The sequence below is a fragment of the Streptomyces sp. NPDC026538 genome (assembly GCF_055567535.1).
On sequence record NZ_JBVHQG010000016.1, the window covers coordinates 129,159 to 149,539 of the forward strand.

Below are 20,381 nucleotides of genomic sequence, written 5' to 3' on the forward strand. Positions count from 1 at the left end.
GTGGTGGCGGAATTTACTTCGGCCTCTGAAAGGTTGCATTATGCATCCGAGTGTTCGACACCCAGCCGGGCCGTCAGGCCCGTACGCACCACCAGCGAGGGATCCGTGAACCAGTCCACCCCCGAGCAGCCCGCCGACGTCGTCGCGCGGCTGCGTGCCACCTTCCGCACCGGCCGCACCAAGCCCCTCGCGTGGCGCACCGACCAGCTGCGCCGGCTGCGCGCCATGCTCACGGAGCGCGGCGACGAGCTGGCCGCCGCCCTCCACGCCGACCTGGGCAAGAGCGCCGTCGAGGCCTACCGCACGGAGATCGACTTCACGGTCCGGGAGATCGACCACAGCCTCGACCACCTGGCGGAGTGGCTGCGCCCCGAGTCCGCCCCGGTCCCGGCGCACCTGGGCGGCGACGCGAGCGCCTGGACGCAGTACGACCCCCTCGGCGTCGTCCTCGTCATCGCCCCGTGGAACTACCCCGCCCAGCTGCTGCTCGCCCCGCTGGCCGGTGCCCTCGCCGCGGGCAACGCGGTCGTCGCCAAGCCCAGTGAACTGGCTCCGGCGACCTCGGCCGCGCTGGCCCGGCTGCTGCCGGCCCACCTCGACGCCGAGGCCGTCGCCGTCGTCGAGGGCGGTGTCCCGGAGACCACGGCCCTGCTCGCCGAACGCTTCGACCACATCTTCTACACCGGCAACGGCACGGTGGGCCGGATCGTCATGCGCGCCGCCGCCGAGCACCTCACCCCGGTCGCCCTCGAACTCGGCGGCAAGTCCCCGGCGTTCGTCGACCGGGACGTCGACCTGGCGGTGGTCGCGGACCGCCTGGCGCGCGGCAAGTTCCTGAACGCGGGGCAGACCTGTGTCGCACCCGACTACGTCCTGACCGACCCCGAGACCGCCGCCGCCCTGGAACCCGAGCTGGTCAAGGCCGTGCAGGCGCTGTACGGCACGGAGCCCAAGGAGTCCGGCGAGTACGGCCGGATCGTCAACGAGCGCCACTTCGACCGGCTCAGCGGACTGCTCGGCTCGGGCCGGGTGGCCCTGGGCGGCGACACCGACCGAGCCGCCAAGTACATCGCGCCCACCGTGCTCGCCGACGTGGACCCCGGGTCTCCGGTGATGCGGGAGGAGATCTTCGGCCCGATCCTGCCCATCGTCACCGTCCCGGACCTGGACGGCGCGATCGGCTTCATCAACGACCGCGACAAGCCCCTCGCGCTCTACGTCTTCAGCGAGTCCGGCGACACCCGGGACCGGATTGCCGCCGAGACCTCCTCCGGCGGGCTCGGCCTCGGCCTCCCGGTCGCCCATCTCACCGTCTCCGAGCTGCCGTTCGGCGGGGTGGGGGAGAGCGGCATGGGCAGCTACCACGGCCGCTACTCCATCGAGACGTTCAGTCACCGCAAGGCGGTCCTCGCCAAGCCGCTGAGCTGATCAGCCCGCTCTCCGGGCCCGGCGGCGTGGCGACGCCGCCGGGCCCGACCGCTGCCATGCCGGGCGTCGGCGAAGGTCCGACGTGCCTGTTTCCGGGAGCAATTGGGGAAGCCGTCGACCGAAGGTCCATTCCTGAATGACTGGTCTACACCCTTGACTGGTACAGACCAAAGCAGTTGAGTGTGCCTCACACCCCCCACCGCGGCCGCTCCCCCCTGTGGGGCGCGGCCGTGCTCCGCAAAGGAGTTGATCCGTGTCGAGGCGCCGTATCGCCGCACTCCTGACCTCGCTCGCCATAGGCGGCTCCGCCCTGGTGCTCCAGGCGGCCCCCACAGCCTCCGCCGCCGGCTTCGTCGTCAGCGAAGCACAGTTCAACCAGATGTTCCCGAACCGGAATTCCTTCTACAGCTACAGCGGTCTCACCGCCGCGCTCAGCGCCTACCCCGGCTTCGGCAGCACCGGCAGTGACACCGTCAAGAAGCAGGAGGCCGCCGCCTTCCTCGCCAACGTCAGCCACGAGACCGGCGGACTGGTGTACGTCGTCGAGCAGAACACCGCCAACTACCCGACGTACTGCGACTGGAGCCAGCCCTACGGCTGCCCGGCCGGACAGGCCGCCTACTACGGCCGCGGCCCCATCCAGCTCAGCTGGAACTTCAACTACAAGGCGGCCGGCGACGCCCTCGGCATCGACCTGCTGGACAACCCCTGGCTGGTGCAGAACGACTCGGCCGTCGCCTGGAAGACCGGCCTGTGGTACTGGAACACCCAGAGCGGCCCCGGCACGATGACCCCCCACAACGCCATGGTCAACGGCGCCGGCTTCGGCCAGACCATCCGCTCCATCAACGGCTCCCTCGAGTGCGACGGCAAGAACCCCGCACAGGTGCAGAGCCGGGTGAGCGCCTACCAGAAGTTCACACAGATTCTCGGTGTCGCGGCGGGCACCAACCTCTACTGCTGACCCGTCCATCGGGTGCCCTGTGCCAGACTCCGTCGATGACCTCCGAAACGATCACCGCGGACACCTCCGGCACCTGGAGCCTCGGCGATCTGCCCGTCCACCGTCTCGGCTTCGGGGCGATGCGGTTGACGGGCAACGTCGCCTTCCACCGTGGCACACCGAGTGACCGCACCCGCTCGGTCGCCGTACTGCGCAAGGCCCTGGAACTCGGTGTGAACCACATCGACACGGCCGCCTTCTACTTCTCCGCACTGCGCTCCGCCAACGAACTCATCAACACCGCGCTCGCCCCCTACCCCGACGACCTGGTCATCGTCACCAAGGTCGGCCCCTTCCGCGACTACTCCGGCGAGTGGGCCACCTCCGCCCGCCCCGACCAGCTGCGCGGGCAGGTGGAGGAGAACCTGCGTCAGCTCGGCCGCGACCACCTCGACGTCGTCAATCTCCGCCGGATGGGCCAGGACTCGATCGCCGAGCACTACGGCGCCCTCGCCGAACTCCGCGAGGCGGGACTGGTCCGGCACCTCGGCGTCTCCGACGTCACACCGCGCCATCTCGACGAGGCCCTGGCCATCGCCCCCGTGGTGTGCGTGCAGAACCGCTGGGGACTCGACCTGCGGGACGCGGCCACCGACGAACTGGTCCGCCTCTGCGGCGAGCGCGGCATCGCCTTCGTACCGTTCTTCGCCGTCGCCGGCGAGGCCGGGGCGGGCGGCGCCACCGAGAACGACGACGACGCCGTCCTCGCGGTCGCCCGCGCCCATGACGCCAGCCCCGCCCAGGTCCGACTCGCCTGGACCCTGCACCAGGGTCCGCACGTCCTCGCCATCCCCGGCACCGGAAACCCGGACCACCTGGCCGAGAACGTGGCGGCGGGCGCCGTCCGGTTCACCGAGGACGAGCTGACCGAGCTGAACGCCCTGCACACCAGGGCCGTTTGACGGTCCGGCTCAGCCGGCCCGCACCTCGTCCCGCATCGGACGCCGGCCGCACGGCCCGTGCTCCTCGCGTCACGCCCCGACCGCGTACGGCAGGATCCGGAACCAGGCGTGCGCCGGGCCGTCCCCGCCCGGGCCGTCGCCCGGCCCGGCCCGCGGTGCCTCGGCGTCGGCCCCGGTACGTCGTCCGACGAGAAAAGGGGCACCTCCCCGGCCGCGCCGCCTCCCATAATGGGCGGACGTACAGGACGGACGGATAGGCAGACAGACGGACAGACGGACAGACGGTGCCGGCCGCCCGTCCGACTACACTGACGTAGACGGTCTGCCGGACTGTGGACGAAGAAGAGGTGACAGACCTTCCATGGCCGACGCGAAGGACGAACGCCGGCCCGCCGGTGAGCTGGAGGCGAGCGTCATGGCCGCCCTCTGGGCCGCCGGTGCGCCCCAGACCCCCGGACAGGTGCAGCGCAGCCTCGGCACGGACCTGGCCCGCACCACCGTGACGACGATCCTCACCCGGCTGCACGACAAGGGCGTGGTCGACCGGCACCGTCAGGGCCGCGGTTTCGCCTATTTCCCCGTCCAGGACGCGCAGGGCCTGACCGCGAAGCGGATGCACAGCGAACTCGACCGTGACAGCGACCGGGAGACCGTGCTCGCCCGCTTCGTCGCCCAGCTCAGCTCCGACGACGAGCGTGTCCTGCGGAGTCTGCTCGACGGCGGCGAGCAGCCCGGGGCGTCATGACCGCGCTGCTGATCCTGCCGCTGCTGGTGCCGTTCGCGCTGCCGGCGCTCTCCCGGCGGGCCCTCGACCGGCTGGCGCCCACCGCCGCGCTCTGGGTGATCACCGTCTCGGCCGTCGCCCTCGCGGGGTGCACCCTGGCCGCGCTCGGCGCGTTCGTCCTGACCGGCCTGCTCACGCTGCCGTTCTTCGCGGCCCTCGGCGAGCTGGTCCGGCCGCTGCACACGGTCTCCGACCGTTACGCCCTGCCACTCGCGGCCCTCTCGGTAGGCGCTCTCGCCGTCTGCACCTGGACCGGCGCGCGATCGGTGCTCCGGCAGGCACGCGCCTTCCGTTCGGCCCGTGCGGAGGCCGGCCGCGGGCCCGTCGCGGGAGACCTGTGCGTGGTCGACTCGCCGGGTCCGGACGCGTACGCGCTGCCCGGCCGGCCGCACCGGATCGTCGTCACCACGGGGATGCTGCGCAGCCTCGACGGGGCCGAACGGGAGGCGCTGTTCGCGCACGAACGGGCGCACAACGCCTGCGGCCACCACTTCTTCCTGGCCGCGGCGGAGCTCGCTGCGCACTGCCATCCGGCGTTGCGGCAGGTCCGGGACGTGGTACGGCTGGCCGTGGAGCGGGTCGCCGACGAGGCTGCGGCGCGCGCGGTGGGGGACCGGCGGCTGACGGCCCGTGCGATCGCCCGGGCCGCGCTGGCGGGACAGGGCGGGGGCATCGAGCGGCCGGCGTTCGTGTCGGGGGCGACGTCGGGGCCGGTGCCGCGGCGGGTGGCGGCGCTGCTGGCCGCGCCGCGGGGGCGGCGCCGGGCCGGTTCCGGGGTTGCGGTGCTGCTCGCGGCGTGCGCCGCGCTGTCGTGTGCCGCGTCCGCGACCGGGATGATCGACTTCCATCATCGGGTGGAGGTCGCGCAGGGCGAAGCGGAGCGGTAACCGTCGCGCCGTGCGGACAGTGCGGACAGTGCGGGCCGTGGCCTGCTCGCGCCCACGCGGCGGTAGCCACATATTGACTCAGCCCCGCGCCCCTTACGGGGCGCTCCCGTCACGGTCCCTCGCAAGCAGCGACTGGCGTTCGTTACGTTTTACGTATAACCTCTCCCGCTAACCGCTCCACCGAAAGGCCCCCATGCGACGCGTCGCCCTGGTCACTCTCGTCGTCGGCGACTACGACGAGGCGATCCGCTTCTACACCGAGGCTCTCGGGTTCCGGCTGGTCGAGGACGCGCCGCGGCCGGACGGTTCCCGTTGGGTCGTCGTGGAGCCCGGGGCGGAGGGGTGCGGCACCGGACTGCTGCTCGCCCGCGCCAAGGACGACGAACAGCGCGCCCGGATCGGCGACCAGACCGGCGGGCGCGTCGGGTTCTTCCTGCACACCGACGACTTCGCCCGCGACCACGCCCGGATGACCGCCGCCGGCGTGACCTTCCTGGAAGAGCCGCGGCACGAGCCGTACGGCAGTGTCGCCGTCTTCCAGGACCTGTACGGCAACCGCTGGGACCTGCTCCAGCCCACCGACTGACCGCCACCCCGAATCACCCGCCGAGGAAATCCCCGCCATGACTGCTACGCGCGTAGACGCCGATGTGATCCGCCGCCTCCCCAAGGCCGTCCTGCACGACCACCTCGACGGCGGCCTGCGCCCCGCCACCCTCGTCGAGCTCGCGGCCGAGGTCGGTCACACCCTGCCCACCACCGACCCGGACGAGCTGGCCGCCTGGTACTTCGAGGCCGCCAACTCCGGTGACCTGGTGCGGTACATAGCCACCTTCGAGCACACTCTCGCCGTCATGCAGACCAAGGAGGGGCTGCGGCGCGTCGCCGAGGAGTACGTGCTCGACCTCGCCGCGGACGGTGTGGTGTACGGCGAGGTGCGCTACGCCCCGGAGCTGAACGTCAAGGGCGGGCTCACGCCGGGCGAGGTCGTGGAGAGCGTGCAGGAGGGGCTTGCCGCCGGTATGGCGAAGGCCGCTGCCGCCGGCACGCCGGTCCGGGTGGGCACCCTGCTCTGCGGGATGCGGATGTTCGACCGGGTCGGCGAGGCCGCCGCGCTGGCCGTCGCCTACCGGGACGCCGGAGTCGTCGGCTTCGACATCGCCGGCGCCGAGGACGGCTTCCCGCCCGCCGACCACCTTGCCGCCTTCGAGCACCTGCGCCGCGAGAGCGTGCCCTTCACCATCCACGCCGGTGAGGCGCACGGCCTGCCCAGCATCCACCAGGCGATCCAGGTGTGCGGTGCCCAGCGCATCGGACACGGCGTGCGGATCACCGAGGACATCGCCGGCGACAAGCTCGGCCGGCTCGCGAGCTGGGTGCGTGACCGCCGGATCGCCCTGGAGATGTGCCCCACCTCCAACCTCCAGACCGGCTGCGCCACCTCCATCGCCGAACACCCGATCACCGCGCTGAAGGAGCTGGGCTTCCGGGTCACCCTCAACACCGACAACCGACTGGTGTCCGGTACGACGATGACCCGGGAGATGTCCCTGCTGGTCGAGGAGGCCGGCTGGACGGCCGAGGACCTGCGCACGGTCACGGTGAACGCCCTGAAGAGCGCGTTCATCCCGTTCGACGAGCGCACGGCCCTCATCGAGGACGTCGTGCTGCCGGGTTACGCCTCCGTGCTCTGAAGCAGCCCCCGCAGATAGGCGGCCTGTCCGACGTGCTGGAGATCGTCGGACAGGACGCTCACCAGCCGTACGCCCAGCGTGACCGGCGGATCGAAGCGAGTGTCCACGATCCGTTCGAGATCCTTGGCGGGGAGCTCGCGCAGCACCCCCAGGGTCTGCTCGTGCACCGCGTCGTAGTAGCCGGTCAGCAGGTCGCCGGAGTCCACCGTGACCTTCGCGACCTCCGCGGGGGTGTGGCCGTACCCGTGGTCACGGGGCGGCAGGTCGAGGCCGAAGCGTTTCTCCCAGCCCTGGGCCAGCCACACCTGGTCGAGGTCGAAGGCGTCGGCCACATGGTCGTCCTGGATCCGGGTGAGGTGCCAGACCAGCCAGGTGATGGAGTTGGCGCCGGAAGCCGGGGGCCTGTTGAGCAGGCCGGGGTCGAGGCCGTCGAGGGCGGCGTGGACTTCTTCCTGGATGCGGCCGAAGCCGTCGATGAGGATGTCCCTTGCATGCATGCGACCACGATCGCGCATCACGGCTCGTCATGCGTCCGGAATCCGGCTTCCGTGGAACCCCAACGGCACCGGGCCCGGCAGCCGCACCCGGGCCGGCGGCTCGCCGGTGCAGTCCTGCGCGGCGAGGATCAGCAGGTCGGCGGCGCCGCGGTCGGGGTTGTGGACGTAGGCGAGCGTGCAACCGTCGTCCTCCTGGGCCGCCTGTTCGCGGCACGAACGAAGGCCGTGCGTTCCTCGGTGACCGGGGCGAACGCGCCCTGGCGGAACGGGTACCGATGACCAGCCGATTCCGTCGATTCGGCCGCCGGGCGTGCCGCCGCCGGCGCCGCCCCTGTCGGGCCGGCCGGCGCGGTCGCCGCCGCCAGGCCCGCCGGGCCGCGCAGCACCGTAGGCCGTGTGTGCTCCGCCATGTCCCCTGCGCCCCGTCGTCGTGGGGGACGCTCACGAGTCTGCGCCGACGGGAGGCCGAGGTCAGGAGGGGTGGGCGCCCTCCAGGGGTGTTGCCAGGCCCTCTGTTTCGAGGAGGGTGATCAGCGCCCGCGCCGCCGGGCTGGTGGCCGTCTCGGGCGGCAGCAGGGCGACGGTCTCGTACGCGGCCTCGTCGGTGTCCTTGAGATCGAGCGCGGTGAGCGAGGGCCGCTTGTGCCGGAAGTGCCGGGGTACGACGGCGATCCCGAGGTTCTCGTCCACCAGGTCGAGGAGGCTGTGCACGTCGTTGACCTCCAGCGCGACCGTGCGCCGTACGCCCGCCGCGGCGAAGGCCGAGTCGGTCGTGCGGCGCGGCCCCCAGTCCGGGTGGAAGTCCACGAACACCTCCCCGTCGAGGTCCGCGGGGACCACCGCCGCGCCGGCCGCGGCCAGCCGGTGGCTGGGATGGCACAGCACGGTCATCGGCTCGCCGGTCAGGGCCACCGAGCGCAGCTGGTCGGTGTCGTCCTGGGTGCGGTAGGCGAAGGCCAGGTCCAGCCGGCCCGCCGCCACCTCCTCGGCGAGCGCGCCCGAACCGGCCTGCCGCAGCCGGATCTCCACGTCCGGGTGCCGGCGCCGGAAGGCGGCGAGCAGCCCCGCCACATGCACCCCCGCGATGCACTGCTCGGTGCCCAGCGCCAGCGTCCCGCGCAGCACGCCCTGCACCGCGGCCACCGCCTCGTGCGCCGACCGCACCTGTGCGAGGATGCGCTCCGCCTCACCGAGCAGCGCCCGGCCCGCCTCGGTGAGCGTCACCCGGCGGGTGGTCCGCACGAACAGGGGCGCCCGCAGTTCCCGCTCCAGGGCCCGGATGGAGGCGGACAGGCCCGACTGGGACACCAGCAGCCGTTCCGCGGCCCGGGTGAAGTGCTGGTCCTCGGCGACGGCGACGAAGTGCTGAAGGTGGCGCAGTTCCATGATTGAGAAGCCTAACCGCACAATTCCATCGGATTCTCCTGTTGGACCACTGCGGAGGCTCGGGGAAGAGTGGAACCGGTAGATCCTGTGCCCACCCCTCTGGAGTCGCGTTGTACACCGCACACCCCGACCGCTACGCCGACATGCCGTACCGCCGCAGCGGACGCAGCGGCCTGAAGCTTCCCGCGCTGTCGCTCGGCCTGTGGCACAACTTCGGGCCCGACCGGCCCGTGACGACGCAGCGCGCCATCCTGCGCCGCGCCTTCGACCTCGGGGTCACCCACTTCGACCTGGCCAACAACTACGGCCCGCCGCCCGGTGCCGCCGAGTCGGCGTTCGGCGAGGCGCTGAAGGCGGACTTCGCGGGGTACCGCGACGAGCTGGTGATCTCCACCAAGGCCGGCTATCTGATGTGGCCCGGTCCGTACGGCGAGTGGGGTTCGCGCAAGTACCTGCTGTCGTCGCTGGACCAGTCCCTGAACCGGTTGGGCCTGGACTACGTCGACATCTTCTACTCGCACCGCCCGGACCCGGAGACTCCCCTGGAGGAGACGATGGGCGCCCTGCACTCCGCGGTCCAGCAGGGCAAGGCGCTCTACGTCGGCGTCTCCAACTACTCGGCGGAGCAGACCCGCGAGGCCGCCCGGATCCTCGGCGAACTGGGCACCCCGCTCCTGATCCACCAGCCGCGCTACTCGATGCTCGACCGCCGCCCGGAGACCGAGGGCGTCCTGGACGCCCTCGACGAGCTCCAGGTCGGCTCCATCGTCTTCTCGCCGCTGGAGCAGGGCCTGCTCACCGGCCGCTACCTCGACGGCATCCCGGAGGGTTCCCGGGCCGCGAGCGACAGCCCCTTCCTGAACTCGGACGCGGTCACCGAGGACCTGGTCGCCCAGCTGCGCGCCCTCGACGAGGTCGCCAAGGGCCGCGGCCAGACCCTGGCCCAGCTCGCCCTGTCCTGGGTGCTGCGCGGCGGCCGGGTGACCTCCGCGCTGATCGGCGCGAGCAGCCCGCAGCAGGTCGAGGACTGCGTCGGCGCCATCGGCAACCTCGACTTCGACGCCGAGGAACTGGCCCGGATCGACGCGATCGTCAACCAGTGAGCGGCGTCGTCGTCGAACGGTGTTCGGCACCCTCGTCGACTGGCGCTCGACGTCGTCGCCGACCGTTGAGCGACGTCGTCGGCGATCGGTGAACGGCGTCGTCGTCAACCGGTGACGCGCTCGGTGAGGCGGACGCACACCGCGTCCCCCTCACCCTTGCCGGTCGCCGCGCGGACATCGGCCTTCACGGGCAGCTCGTGGGTGCCGTCGCCCAGGGCCATGAAGGAACTCCGGAACGGATGTCCGTCCACCGTCCCGCGGACCTTGACGAGCCCCCGGGTGCCGAAGAACTCCGCGGACCCGGGCCACACCACGTAGGTCCAGCCGCCCTTCTCCGGGCTCCTGCGCAGGACGGCGGTGAACTCCACGTCCAGCCGTGCGGTCGTACTCATGGTGGTCCTCCGCTCGCGGTGGTCTCTCCTGCACAGGAGACCGCCGCGAGCGCGGGAACTCGTCGCGGGCGCCGGCTCAGGCCCCGGTCGGCACCCGGTCCAGGAAGCCCAGCACCTGCCGGATCCGGCCGTCCTCGCTGAGCGTGACCACGTCAAAACCGGCCACCGGTGCCGAGCCGTCGGCCTCGTTCACCAGCTCCCAGCCGAAGCGCGCGGTGTCGTGGTGGCCGTCGACGGCCCCGAGCGGACGGAACACGAAACCCGGGAACTGCTCGTGCGCCGCCGCGATCACGGCCGTGATCTGGGCGTGCCCGGAGACCTCGGCGAGCGGGTCGGTGTACGAGCCCTCCGGGACCCAGGCCTCGGCGACCGCCTTGCTCAGCGCCTCGGGCTCGGTGGCGTTCCAGGCCTCGAAGTAGCGGGCGGCGGCGGTCTGGTAACGGTCGGTGTTCACGGACATGGCGAATCAGCCTCCATCGAGGGTGTCACTGCTGGTCGGGGGGTGGATCGCGGTGTGCGGCGACCCGTTGACACCACCATGCCCGGATCCGCGTGACGGGTCGATTACCCCTCGGGTAATGAAGGCGGGGTCGTACAGCTGGAGCATTTCGGCCAATTCGCAGGCGGAATATGCCAAGAGACTGGCCGGAAAGGTGTGGTGACAGTGTTTCGAAAGTGAACATACTCGAATGTCAGGAGCACTTCACCGCACAGGAGCCGCCCGGAAAACCGGCCCGCGACGGCACACCGGCGAGCTACGGGGGAGTGATCGTGCACGACGAATTCCTGTGCCATGTCACGGCATACGGCATCTGCGGCGGTCAGCGCATCGGCGTTCCGCTCGGCACCTACCGTGCGCCGACCCTGGCACTGGCGCTGTGGTGGTTACGGGACCGGGCCTCGTGGATCGCGGAACGGCTGGACCCCTTACCCGAGAACCCCAGATATCCGCAGGGGGCACTCGTCCCGGTGGGGGCGACCGTCTCGGACGTACCCGGTCTGCTTCGCGCCTGGTGTTCCGACGTGGTCCGGCAGGAACTCGTCGCCGACGAACTGGCCGGCGGACGGCTGGTACGGATCGCCGTCCAGGACGACACCACCGAGTACGAACTGCTCGCCGAGTCCGTCGACGCCCTCCGGATGCAGCGCACCCTCCCCGCCCTCGTCGTCCCCGTGGCCTGACACGTGACAGCCGTCGGCCGGGCGGCCGCAGTCGGGTGGCCCGTGGTCGGGTGGCCCGTGGTCGGATGGTCGCGGTCAGGCGTATAAGCTGACAAATCTGTAGAATTCTGGCCATGGCGGAGCGGCCGGTCACCTCGACGGCGCCCGAACTCGTCCTGGAGACCGACACGGGATCCACGGTGATGAGCCCGGGCCGCGACTACCACGTCGGGCGTGACCCGTACAGCGACGTCGTCATCGACGACTCCCGGGTCTCCTGGCACCACGCGGTGCTGCGGCCCGCCGACGGCCACTGGACCCTCGAGGACGAGCAGAGCACCAACGGCACCTACGCCGACGGCCGCCGCATCCGGGAATGGGAAGTGGGCCCCGGCACGGTCATCCGCTTCGGCAGCCCCGCCGACGGCCCGAGCGCGGTCCTCGTCGGCCGCCCGCCGCCCGCCCCGGACCGCCCCTCCGCCGTCTCGATGCCCAACCGCACCGGCACCTTCCGGCAGCCTTCCTCGGTACGACGGCTGCACGCCCGCACCATCCGCATCGGCCGCGCCACCGACAACGACGTCGTCGTCGACGACCTGGTCGTCTCCCGCCACCACGCCGAACTGCGCGCCCACCCCGACGGCAGCTACGAGATCGTCGACCTCGACAGCCACAACGGCACCTACCTCAACGGCCGCACCGTCATCCGCGCCCCCGTCGGCCCCCGGGACGTCGTCGGCATCGGCCACTCGGCGTTCTGTCTGGTCGACGGCCAACTGCAGGAGTACGTCGACACCGGCGAGGTCTCCCTCGACGTCCAGGAACTCACCGTCGCCGTCGACCGCGGCCGCAAGATCCTGCTCGACCACGTCTCCTTCCCGGTCGGCGAGAAGTGCCTGCTCGCCGTGGTCGGGCCGAGCGGCGCCGGCAAGTCCACCCTGCTCGGCGCCCTCACCGGCCAGCGCCCCGCCGAGCACGGCACCGTCCTCTACGACGGCCGCGACCTCTACCGCGACTACGCCGAGCTCCGCCAGCGCATCGGCCTGGTCCCGCAGGACGACATCCTGCACGTCCAGCTGACCGTGCGCAGCGCCCTCACCTACGCCGCCGAACTGCGCTTCCCCGAGGACACCGCGAAGACGGAGCGGCGGGAGCGGGTCGAGGAGGTCATCCGGGAACTCGGCCTCGAACAGCGCGCCGAGCAGCCCGTGCACAGCCTCTCCGGCGGGCAGCGCAAGCGGGTCAGCGTCGCTCTGGAGCTGCTGACCAAGCCGTCCCTGCTCTTCCTCGACGAGCCGACCTCCGGACTCGACCCGGGCATGGACCGTTCGGTGATGAACATGCTGCGCGGCCTCGCCGACGACGGCCGTACCGTCATCGTCGTCACCCACAGCGTGCTCAGCCTCGACGTCTGCGACCGCCTCCTGGTCCTGGCGCCGGGCGGCCGGACCGCCTACTTCGGCCCGCCGGGCGACGCCCTCGGCTTCTTCGGCTTCGACGAGTGGCCCGAGGCCTTCGAGGCGTTCGAGCGGGACACCGACCGGGACTGGGCGGGGGAGTTCCGCGGCTCGTCGTACCACCGGAAGTACATCGTGAACTCCAGCGCGCAGCCCGTCGTACCGCGCGCCGGTCCGGTCACCGCGCCCCCGCCGCCGCGCCCGCGCAGCTGGGGAGCCCAGTTCTCGACCCTGGTGCGCCGCTACACCGCAGCCCTCCTCGCCGACCGGACCTTCCTCGCCATCATGATCGGACTGCCGTTCGTCATGGGCGCGATGGCCCGGGCCGTCGCCGGCAACAAACTCACCTTCGACACCGCGACCAACGCGCTGCTCACCCTGTGCGTGGGCGGGGTGCTGACCGGCGCGGCCAACGCCGTGCGCGAACTGGTCAAGGAACGCGTCATCTACCAGCGTGAGAGAGCCGTCGGCCTGCCCAGATCGGCGTACGTGATGTCGAAGGTCGTGGTCCTCGGCACCGTCACCGTGCTCCAGGCGGTGGTGCTCACCCAGGTGGGCCTTGCCGGTGTCGACATCAACGCGCCCGGCGGCGAAGGGGTGTTGATGCCACCCCTGCTGGAGATCACCGTGGCCGTGGCCGTGCTCTCCTTCACCGCGATGATGCTCGGCCTGCTGATCTCCGCCCTGGTCCGCAAGGAGGAGGTGACGATGCCGCTGCTGGTGCTCCTCACCGTCGTCCAGGTCGTCTTCTGCGGAACGCTGCTGAAGCTGGACGGCGTACCCGGTCTCGAACAGCTCGCCTGGCTGGTCCCCTCCCGGTGGGCGCTCGGTGCCATGGCCGGCACCGTCGAACTGCACCGGATCGTGCCGGGCAAGCTCACCGCCGACCCGTTCTTCCGGCACTCGGCGGGCGTCTGGCTGCGCAACATGGTCATGCTGGTGGTGCTGTCCGCCGCCTTCGGCTGTGTGCTGTCGCGGCTGCTGCGCCGGCACGAACCCGCCGTGATGCGGAAGTAGGCGAGGCGATGACCACGAGCCCAGGGTTCCGGCCCACCCACGTCGTGCCGGCCGACGGCATGCCCGCCTGGGAGGCCCCCGACCCGGCCCGGCCGACCGTGCCCCTGGACCCGCTGCTGCCGGTGCAGCTCGTGGAGCGGCGCGGCGACTGGGCCCACATCAGCTGCGCCAACGGCTGGGCCGCCTGGGTCGACGGCCGCTACCTCGTCACCGTGCCCCGGGACCCGCCCCTGACCGGCGGCCCGTCCGCCGACGCCACCGACCCGCGCCCGCTGCTGGCCCAGGCCGCACAGGTCCTCGCCGACTACCGGGACGCCGTCGAGGATCTGGCCGGCGGCGGCCTCGACGGTGAGTCCTTCCGGGGCCGTACGCACGGACTGCGCATCGGGGTGGTGGTCGACGGGGAGTCCATGTGGCTGTACGACCCGGCCGAGGGACGCTGGCTGTACGGCGACGGACGCCGGCTGTCCACGTACCTGACCGACCGCGGCGTCACCGACGGGGACGGCACCGGCGGGGACCTCACCGATCGGCATCTCACCGAGCGGGCCGAGCCGGGCGGCGACGGCGCCGGTCACCACGCGACCCGGGTGGTGACCCCCGACGGTGAGCGTGGGCGGTAGGCCTCAAGATCTGGCCGCGACCTCACCCGGCCGGCGCACCGGGCCGGCCAGCAGGGCGCCCAGGAATCCGGCGATCAGGCCCCAGAGCGCGCCCAGGCCCACCGCCGACCACAGCCGCGGCTTGAGCAGCAGCTCGCCCGACAGATTGCCGCCCAGGTCGCCGATGCCGAGCAGCGAGAGGCCGTAGTGGGCGGAGACCCGGCCGGTCAGGCAGAGCGTCAGCATCGTCAGCGCGAGTGCGAGCGCCAGATGCAGGGCGTGCTGCCAGGCGCGGATCCGGGCCGGTGAGCGCACCGCCATCAGGAACCCGGCAGCGAGCAGCAGCACCGCGGCCACCCCCGCCAGCCACCACCAGCGGCCGTCGTGGGCGGTGATCGTACGGAGGTTCAGGGTCGAGACGTCCGGGGTGCGCAGCACCTCGGCGAGGACATGCGGCACCGGCAGCCCGAACGGGCCGTCCACCCGGCCCCGCCAGGTGACGCCGAGACCGAGCGTGAGCGCCAGCCACGCCAGGTTGGGCAGCCCGAGCAGAACCACCGCGAGGGTCTCCTTGGCGTGCCCGCGCGTCACCATCGCGACCAGCGCGGCCACCAGGGCCAGCGCGACGTACGCCAGCACGAGCGCGACCATCGCGAACGCCGCGGGACGCACCGACGTCTGGAAGCGCAGCAGCCGCCCCGGCAGCGGCGCCCCGCGCGACACCAGCAGCGCCAGCAGCAGGATCCCGGCCAGCCACAGCAGCCCGAACACGACGGTGAGCGGCACGTCCGTCGTGAAGCCCACCTTCGGCGCGGCGTCCAGCAGGTCGGTGAGGTCACTGAGCGTGCCGCTGCCCACGTTCACGGCGAAGGTGTGCCGGGCGCCGAGCGCGAGCCCGATCAGGGCGAGCAGCCACAGCACCGCGATCCGGGCCGCCCAGCCGGCCAGCTCCCGGGCGCCGGCCACCGCCCGGTGCCGCAGCGGCCGCAGAAAGCCCCCGGCGGCGACCAGGGCCCCGACCAGCATGACCGAGAGCGGTACGACGGTCAGGCCGGCGTTCGTCCGGGCCAGGTCGCCCGCGTCGCCGGAGAGTTCGACGGTGCCGCCGACGGCCGTCACCACGGTCGCGAGCAGCACCGGGAGAAACGCGCCGCTCGGCAGGTCCGCCGCACCAGCCGCCCACAGCCCCACGGCGGCGACCACCGCCATGGCGGCCAGCGCGGCCAGTACCACGGCGAGGGCAGGCGGCCAGCCGTGCCGGGCGACGGGCTGGCCGGCGGGCGCGGCCACCGGCCGCGCGGAGGCGATTCGGGGGCTCACGCTGTCACGCTAAGCAACATCTTGTCGCTCCGCCTGCCGGGTGAGCCGTCCGCGTCGGCTTGCGGACGGTACGGGTCCGGCGCACATTGGGCTCGTTGTGCATCAAATGAGGCATTTTTCGCAAAAGCCGTTTGCCGTGAATGCCGTCCCTCACAACGGGGAGATGAGCGTGAGCATCGGACCGCCGTCATCCGGCCGCCCCACAGGACCGCCCTCCGGCCCGCTGTCCGGGCCTTCCGGACCACCCCCCGTCCCGCCCTCCCAGCCGCCGGGCGGCGGAGGCGGCGGAGGCGGCGGCAGCCAGGGCGGACAGCCGCACCAGCCGTGGTGGCGGTCCGCGCGCCGGGTCGCGATGCTCACCACCGCCGTCGTGGTCGCCGCGGTCCTGGCCGTGGTCTTCACCCGTCCGGGCGGCGGCGGCTCGAGGAAGGGCGGCGAGGTCTTCCTCCAGGCCGCCGACAGCTCAGGGCAGGACCCGTTCACCGAATCCAGTGCCACGAAGAGCTCCGTCGCACCGGCATCCTCCATACCTGGCGCGTCGTCGGCCGCCTCGGCCGTGTCGGAGGACTCGGCGGTGCCCGCGAACGAGGTGCGCGGGGTCGACGGCGGGGCGCCCGGCCTCTACAGCGGCACGAAGAACAGCGGCAGTTGCGACATCGAGAAGCAGATCAGGTACTTCCAGGCCGAGCCCTCGCGCAACAGGGCGTTCGCCGCCCAGGTCGGCGTCCGGCCCTCCGGCGTCCCCGGCTACCTGCGCTCCCTCACCCCCGTACAGCTGCGCGCGGACACCCGGGTCACCGCCCACGGCTACCGCGACGGCGGCTCGACCACGTACCAGTCCGTCCTCCAGACGGGCACCGCCGTCCTGGTCGACGGGCACGGGGTACCCCAGGTGCGGTGCGCCTGCGGCAACCCGCTGACCCCGCCGGTCGCGCAGAAGAACCCCCCGCGGACCACGGGCCGCGCCTGGTCCGGGTACCGGCCCTCGAACGTGGTCGTCGTCGCACCCGCCGCGCAGATCGTGAACGTCTTCGTCCTCTTCGACCACAGGCACGACGACTGGTTCGGCCGCCACCGGGGTGACCACACCGGGCACGAGGACCGCCCGGCGAAGCCCCCGGCCGATCCGAACCCGATGAACCCGCCGGTCCACCACGGCTGCCCGCCCACGCAGGGCGGGACCGGCCGCCCCGGCACCACGCCGTGCCCACCGGTCTCCACCCGCCCGTCGGGACCGTCCAGCCCCGGCTCGAAGCCCCCGTCGTCGAACTCGCCGTCCTCGGAAACGCCCTCCTCCAGGCCGCCCTCGTCCGAGTCGCCGTCCTCGAAGCCACCGTCCTCCCGGTCGCCCTCGTCGGAGTCGCCGAAGACCGAGTCCCCGAAGACCGAATCGCCGAAGACCGAGTCCCCGAAGACCGAATCTCCGAAGACCGAATCTCCGAAGACCGAGTCTCCTCGGACGGAATCGCCCAAGACGGAGTCCCCCAAGTCCGAGGCGCCCAATTTCGAGTCGCCGAAGACCGAATCCCCCGGGTCGGAAACCCCCAGGTCGGCGGCCCCGCCCTCGCCGCCCTCGCCCGGTTCCGAGTCCGCGGTGTCCTCGGCCGCCCCGGCGTCCCCGCAGGCCCCGCCCAGCTCTGCTCCCCCCGCGCCCCCGGAGTCCGAAGGCGCCGGTTCCCCGCCGGTGTGACCAGCGTGACGCGTTTTGTGCGCGGTAGGCGAACGCCCCGGGGGACTGCCGGACGACACTTGGGGTACGAGCATGATGTCAACAGCGACTGGGCCGGACGGGCCTCCTGGAGAGACACGCATGATCGAACACCTGGGCGGGGTAGTGATACCGACTGGCTTCGACGTACCCGTGGAGCCGCTGCGGCGGGCGGCGCACTACACCGGTGAACCGGGTTGCATCGCCGAGGCGCGGGACTTCGCGGGCCGCTTCCTGGAACAGCTCAGGACGGAGTGGTGTGCCACGATCGACCCCCGGGCCGACGGTGAGCTGCTCCTGGTGGTGAGTGAGCTGATCACCAACGCGGACCGGCACAGCAACGGCCCGTACATCCTCGAGCTGGAGGGTACGGACAGCGCGGTCCTGGTCTCCGTGTACGACAGCAGTGCCGCGCTGCCCCGGCGTTTCCCCAAGGATCCCGAACGGGTCGGCCGGCACGGTCTGGAGATCGTCCACGCCCTGGCCGCCGAGGTCACCGCCGAGCGGGTACCGGTCGGCAAGCGGGTCCGCGCGCTGGTGCCCCTCGCGCACTGAAGACGGATTCCGGACTCCCACCGACAGCGGGCTCGCACCGACAGCGGGCTCGCACCGAGACGGATGTCGGACACCGGATCATCCCCACCCAGGATCACCACGGGCGCCGCCCCACGCGCCGGTGCGGGGCAGCGCCCGTGAGCCCGCCGTCAGGCGCAGCCGAGTTCGCCCAGCATCCCCTGACGCAGGCGCGCGATGATCCGCTTGATGAGGCGGGAGACATGCATCTGGGAGCAGCCGAGCCGCTCGCCGATCTCCGCCTGCGTGGCCTCCTCCACGAACCGCAGATGGATGATCTCCCGGTCCCGTTCGCTCAGCTCGGCCATGAGCGGAGCCAGCGACTGGAAGTCCTCGACGAGCCGCAGCCCGTCCTCCTCGACGCCGATGAAGTCGGCGAGCACCGATTCGCCGTCCTCGGGGCCGTCGCCGGTGAGCGCGGCGTCCAGGGAGGAGGAGTTGTAGCCGTTGGAGGCCAGCTGCCCCTCGACCACCTCGCCCTCGGACAGGTTCATGAGCGTGGCGAGCTCGGCGACCGTCGGTTCCCGGTCGAGGCGACTGGAGAGTTCCTCGCGCGCCTTGGCCAGTTCGACCCGCAGTTCCTGGAGCCGGCGCGGAACGTGTACGGCCCAGGTGGTGTCACGGAAGAACCGCTTGATCTCGCCCACGATGTACGGCAGCGCGAAGGAGGTGAACTCGACCTCGCGCGACAGCTCGAACCGGTCGATGGCCTTGATCAGGCCGATCATCCCGGTCTGGACGATGTCCTCCATGTCGTCGCCGCGGTTGCGGAACCGTCCGGCCGCGAACCGCACGAGAGACATGTTCATTTCAATGAGAGTGTTGCGGGCGTACTGGAATTCGGGTGTGCCCTCCTCCAGCTCGCCGATCCGCCGGAAGAACTGGCGGGACAGCTCCCGCGCGTCCCGCGGGGCCACGGTCTTCGGGTCCTCTATCCCGGGCAGCTCCCCCTCCGCCTGGCGCTCCCCGACAGACTGCGCGGTGCTCACTGCTTCCGACCGGATCCCGGCGGTGTTCATTACCTCTCCCCACGAAAGTCACGGTACGGCGTGTGCCTCTTCGGCCTGTGTCGTTCCGGCCTTGTCCAGTTGATGGCCCTGGCCCGGGTACCCGCTATCGGACATCTCATGCGTGCTTGACGGACGGGTACCCGGGGTGACGCACCGCATGCGTACCGTTCACCGGGCTGGCGGAAAACAGCCGGTGACGTTCGGCGGCGATCAGCGGGGAGACGCTCACACCCCGACGCGTACGGCCGTGATCAGCTCGTGCCAGTACCGCTTGGTGACCACACCGTCGTACCGCGAGTCGATGAGCTTCCGGACGCAGTCCAGCAACCCGTTCCGCGCGGCGTCGGGCAGGGCGCGGTGGTTGGAGTAGGTGAGGAGGACGTCCAGATAGGTATCGGTGGTGTACGTGATCTCCTGGGCGTGGCCGTGGACGGTGACGTCCGTGAAGTAGGGGGAGCCGCTGAGCTCGGTCGTGTCGGGGGAGATCTCCGACTCGGTGGTCTGCCGCAGACCCGGCGGCGTGGCCGGGTCCCACCGCTCGTAGCACTCCTGGACGTCGGCGAAGAAGTCCTCCAAGCCGCCCGCCACATGGTGGGTGGTGACGACGGCGAGCAGTCCGCCGGCGCGCAGTGCCCGGGCCGCCCTGGGCACCCGGACCACCGGGTCGATCCAGTGGAACGCGGTCGCGCACACCACCGCGTCGAACGGCTCCGGCGGCAACTCCCACCGTTCGAAGTCCGCGGTCACGACGTCCACCGCCGGGAACGCGGCCAGTTCCCGGCGGGCCACCGCGGCCAGGGAAGGGCCCAGCTCCACGGCCGTGATCGCGCAGCCGGACCCGGCGAGGTCCACGGTGAGCTGGCCGGGGCCCGGAGCGATCTCCAGCACGCGCACCCCCGGGCCGGCGCCCGTGACCCGGCTCAGCTCCTCGACCAGGGAGCGGGGATAGCGGGGCCGTGCGCGCCGGTACCGCTCCGCGTCCTGGTCGAAGGTGTCCCGCAGCTCCGGCCCCGCACCCATGAACTCGACCGCATCCATGCCGGGCAGTTTGCCGATCCCCTTCCGCGGCGGGCCACTGCTTTTAGGCTGTCGGAGTGAGCAGCCAACCGCCGAACCATGCCCCTGTCATCCCGCTCCGCCCGCGGCAGCCGGACCCGGAGCCCAGGGAACCCCTCTGGCGTGACCTGGTCGGAGACGTCCTGCGGCGGGAGCGACTGGACCAGGAGCGCACCCTCAAGGACGTCGCCCAGGCGGCCCGGATCTCCATGCCGTATCTGTCGGAGATCGAGCGCGGCCGCAAGGAGGCCTCCTCCGAGGTCCTCGCGGCCGCCGCCCATGCCCTCGGCCACGACCTCGGCGGCCTGCTGTCCCTGGTCCACTCCGAGTTCGCCCGGAGGACCGCCGCGGGCCGACCGGCGCCCGGGCCCTACAACGGTCTGTGCCTGGTCGCCTGACGG

General features: G+C 71.9%; 21 protein-coding genes and 1 pseudogene. 14 read left to right on the top strand and 8 right to left on the bottom strand.

Annotation, left to right across the window (positions count from 1 at the left end; translation table 11 throughout):
• Positions 1-3: 3 nt before the first annotated feature.
• From ACZ4N4_RS42490 to ACZ4N4_RS42520, 7 genes are all read left to right on the top strand, one after another.
• Positions 4-1,428, top strand: a complete 1,425-nt coding sequence (locus ACZ4N4_RS42490) for an aldehyde dehydrogenase family protein (RefSeq protein WP_467599481.1) — start codon at positions 4-6, stop codon at positions 1,426-1,428.
• Positions 1,429-1,681: 253 nt separating this feature from the next.
• Positions 1,682-2,392, top strand: a complete 711-nt coding sequence (locus tag ACZ4N4_RS42495) for a chitinase (RefSeq protein ID WP_467599314.1) — start codon at positions 1,682-1,684, stop codon at positions 2,390-2,392.
• Between the two features lie 35 nt (positions 2,393-2,427).
• On the top strand, positions 2,428-3,333 hold the full coding sequence (locus ACZ4N4_RS42500; RefSeq protein ID WP_467599317.1) for an oxidoreductase: 906 nt from the start codon (positions 2,428-2,430) through the stop codon (positions 3,331-3,333).
• A 361-nt stretch (positions 3,334-3,694) separates the two neighbouring features.
• Positions 3,695-4,078, top strand: coding sequence for a BlaI/MecI/CopY family transcriptional regulator (locus ACZ4N4_RS42505; RefSeq protein WP_453577773.1), 384 nt, complete (start codon positions 3,695-3,697; stop codon positions 4,076-4,078).
• Positions 4,075-5,004, top strand: a complete 930-nt coding sequence (locus ACZ4N4_RS42510; RefSeq protein ID WP_467599320.1) for a M56 family metallopeptidase — start codon at positions 4,075-4,077, stop codon at positions 5,002-5,004. The genes ACZ4N4_RS42505 and ACZ4N4_RS42510 overlap by 4 nt, the downstream gene beginning before the upstream one ends.
• Positions 5,005-5,197: 193 nt before the next feature.
• Complete coding sequence (locus ACZ4N4_RS42515) at positions 5,198-5,590, top strand: VOC family protein (RefSeq protein ID WP_467599323.1); 393 nt, start codon at positions 5,198-5,200, stop codon at positions 5,588-5,590.
• Between the two features lie 37 nt (positions 5,591-5,627).
• On the top strand, positions 5,628-6,698 hold the full coding sequence (locus ACZ4N4_RS42520; RefSeq protein ID WP_467599326.1) for an adenosine deaminase: 1,071 nt from the start codon (positions 5,628-5,630) through the stop codon (positions 6,696-6,698).
• Here ACZ4N4_RS42520 and ACZ4N4_RS42525 read toward each other — a convergent pair.
• From ACZ4N4_RS42525 to ACZ4N4_RS42535, 3 genes are all read right to left on the bottom strand, one after another.
• Positions 6,680-7,195, bottom strand: coding sequence for a mycothiol transferase (locus ACZ4N4_RS42525; RefSeq protein ID WP_453577784.1), 516 nt, complete (start codon positions 7,193-7,195; stop codon positions 6,680-6,682). The genes ACZ4N4_RS42520 and ACZ4N4_RS42525 overlap by 19 nt on opposite strands.
• A gap of 27 nt (positions 7,196-7,222) precedes the next feature.
• Positions 7,223-7,492 (bottom strand): carotenoid oxygenase family protein, encoded by a 270-nt coding sequence (locus ACZ4N4_RS42530; RefSeq protein WP_467599483.1) that lies wholly within the window; start codon positions 7,490-7,492, stop codon positions 7,223-7,225.
• A gap of 174 nt (positions 7,493-7,666) precedes the next feature.
• Positions 7,667-8,581 (bottom strand): LysR family transcriptional regulator, encoded by a 915-nt coding sequence (locus tag ACZ4N4_RS42535; RefSeq protein ID WP_467599329.1) that lies wholly within the window; start codon positions 8,579-8,581, stop codon positions 7,667-7,669.
• Positions 8,582-8,691: 110 nt separating this feature from the next.
• Between ACZ4N4_RS42535 and mgrA the strand changes: the two genes are divergently transcribed.
• Positions 8,692-9,684, top strand: coding sequence for an L-glyceraldehyde 3-phosphate reductase (gene mgrA / locus ACZ4N4_RS42540; protein WP_453577789.1), 993 nt, complete (start codon positions 8,692-8,694; stop codon positions 9,682-9,684).
• Positions 9,685-9,788: 104 nt separating this feature from the next.
• Here mgrA and ACZ4N4_RS42545 read toward each other — a convergent pair whose 3' ends face one another.
• Positions 9,789-10,076 (bottom strand): DUF1905 domain-containing protein, encoded by a 288-nt coding sequence (locus ACZ4N4_RS42545; RefSeq protein ID WP_467599333.1) that lies wholly within the window; start codon positions 10,074-10,076, stop codon positions 9,789-9,791.
• 76 nt (positions 10,077-10,152) lie between these two features.
• Positions 10,153-10,536 (bottom strand): nuclear transport factor 2 family protein, encoded by a 384-nt coding sequence (locus tag ACZ4N4_RS42550; RefSeq protein WP_467599336.1) that lies wholly within the window; start codon positions 10,534-10,536, stop codon positions 10,153-10,155.
• A 311-nt stretch (positions 10,537-10,847) separates the two neighbouring features.
• Between ACZ4N4_RS42550 and ACZ4N4_RS42555 the strand changes: the two genes are divergently transcribed.
• From ACZ4N4_RS42555 to ACZ4N4_RS42565, 3 genes are all read left to right on the top strand, one after another.
• Positions 10,848-11,258: a hypothetical protein gene (locus ACZ4N4_RS42555; protein ID WP_467599486.1), complete on the top strand. Its 411-nt coding sequence runs from the start codon at positions 10,848-10,850 to the stop codon at positions 11,256-11,258.
• A gap of 113 nt (positions 11,259-11,371) precedes the next feature.
• On the top strand, positions 11,372-13,711 hold the full coding sequence (locus ACZ4N4_RS42560; RefSeq protein ID WP_467599339.1) for an FHA domain-containing protein: 2,340 nt from the start codon (positions 11,372-11,374) through the stop codon (positions 13,709-13,711).
• An 8-nt stretch (positions 13,712-13,719) separates the two neighbouring features.
• Entirely contained in the window at positions 13,720-14,334 is a 615-nt protein-coding gene (locus tag ACZ4N4_RS42565; RefSeq protein WP_467599342.1) for a hypothetical protein, read from the top strand.
• Positions 14,335-14,337: 3 nt separating this feature from the next.
• Here the strand turns inward: ACZ4N4_RS42565 and ACZ4N4_RS42570 are convergent, their stop codons facing one another.
• A complete protein-coding gene (locus tag ACZ4N4_RS42570) occupies positions 14,338-15,633 on the bottom strand; it encodes a streptophobe family protein (RefSeq protein WP_467599345.1) in 1,296 nt (431 codons plus the stop codon).
• 169 nt (positions 15,634-15,802) lie between these two features.
• Here ACZ4N4_RS42570 and ACZ4N4_RS42575 point away from each other — a divergent pair.
• Positions 15,803-17,044, top strand: a pseudogene (locus ACZ4N4_RS42575) (DUF6777 domain-containing protein); the annotation flags it as partial.
• A gap of 399 nt (positions 17,045-17,443) precedes the next feature.
• Positions 17,444-17,896, top strand: a complete 453-nt coding sequence (locus tag ACZ4N4_RS42580) for an ATP-binding protein (RefSeq protein ID WP_453577805.1) — start codon at positions 17,444-17,446, stop codon at positions 17,894-17,896.
• A 149-nt stretch (positions 17,897-18,045) separates the two neighbouring features.
• On the opposite strand, the gene ACZ4N4_RS42585 is transcribed toward ACZ4N4_RS42580, so the two are convergent.
• Together ACZ4N4_RS42585 and ACZ4N4_RS42590 are read right to left on the bottom strand one after the other, a co-directional pair.
• Entirely contained in the window at positions 18,046-18,933 is an 888-nt protein-coding gene (locus ACZ4N4_RS42585) for an RNA polymerase sigma factor SigF (protein WP_450768178.1), read from the bottom strand.
• A 216-nt stretch (positions 18,934-19,149) separates the two neighbouring features.
• A complete protein-coding gene (locus tag ACZ4N4_RS42590; RefSeq protein WP_467599349.1) occupies positions 19,150-19,962 on the bottom strand; it encodes a class I SAM-dependent methyltransferase in 813 nt (270 codons plus the stop codon).
• A 56-nt stretch (positions 19,963-20,018) separates the two neighbouring features.
• Here ACZ4N4_RS42590 and ACZ4N4_RS42595 point away from each other — a divergent pair, with 56 nt between their 5' ends.
• Complete coding sequence (locus tag ACZ4N4_RS42595; protein ID WP_453577810.1) at positions 20,019-20,378, top strand: helix-turn-helix domain-containing protein; 360 nt, start codon at positions 20,019-20,021, stop codon at positions 20,376-20,378.
• Positions 20,379-20,381: the final 3 nt, after the last annotated feature.

Excerpts from the sequence above, each read along its gene's own strand:
- ACZ4N4_RS42550 (WP_467599336.1), bottom strand. The coding sequence starts at position 10,536 with ATGTCCGTGAACACCGACCGTTACCAGACCGCCGCCGCCCGCTACTTC.
- ACZ4N4_RS42590 (WP_467599349.1), bottom strand. The coding sequence starts at position 19,962 with ATGGATGCGGTCGAGTTCATGGGTGCGGGGCCGGAGCTGCGGGACACC.
- ACZ4N4_RS42510 (WP_467599320.1), top strand. The coding sequence starts at position 4,075 with ATGACCGCGCTGCTGATCCTGCCGCTGCTGGTGCCGTTCGCGCTGCCG.
- ACZ4N4_RS42585 (WP_450768178.1), bottom strand. The coding sequence starts at position 18,933 with ATGAACACCGCCGGGATCCGGTCGGAAGCAGTGAGCACCGCGCAGTCT.
- ACZ4N4_RS42565 (WP_467599342.1), top strand. The coding sequence starts at position 13,720 with ATGACCACGAGCCCAGGGTTCCGGCCCACCCACGTCGTGCCGGCCGAC.
- ACZ4N4_RS42515 (WP_467599323.1), top strand. The coding sequence starts at position 5,198 with ATGCGACGCGTCGCCCTGGTCACTCTCGTCGTCGGCGACTACGACGAG.
- ACZ4N4_RS42535 (WP_467599329.1), bottom strand. The coding sequence starts at position 8,581 with ATGGAACTGCGCCACCTTCAGCACTTCGTCGCCGTCGCCGAGGACCAG.
- ACZ4N4_RS42505 (WP_453577773.1), top strand. The coding sequence starts at position 3,695 with ATGGCCGACGCGAAGGACGAACGCCGGCCCGCCGGTGAGCTGGAGGCG.
- ACZ4N4_RS42560 (WP_467599339.1), top strand. The coding sequence starts at position 11,372 with ATGGCGGAGCGGCCGGTCACCTCGACGGCGCCCGAACTCGTCCTGGAG.
- ACZ4N4_RS42545 (WP_467599333.1), bottom strand. The coding sequence starts at position 10,076 with ATGAGTACGACCGCACGGCTGGACGTGGAGTTCACCGCCGTCCTGCGC.
- ACZ4N4_RS42525 (WP_453577784.1), bottom strand. The coding sequence starts at position 7,195 with ATGCATGCAAGGGACATCCTCATCGACGGCTTCGGCCGCATCCAGGAA.
- ACZ4N4_RS42520 (WP_467599326.1), top strand. The coding sequence starts at position 5,628 with ATGACTGCTACGCGCGTAGACGCCGATGTGATCCGCCGCCTCCCCAAG.
- ACZ4N4_RS42580 (WP_453577805.1), top strand. The coding sequence starts at position 17,444 with ATGATCGAACACCTGGGCGGGGTAGTGATACCGACTGGCTTCGACGTA.
- ACZ4N4_RS42500 (WP_467599317.1), top strand. The coding sequence starts at position 2,428 with ATGACCTCCGAAACGATCACCGCGGACACCTCCGGCACCTGGAGCCTC.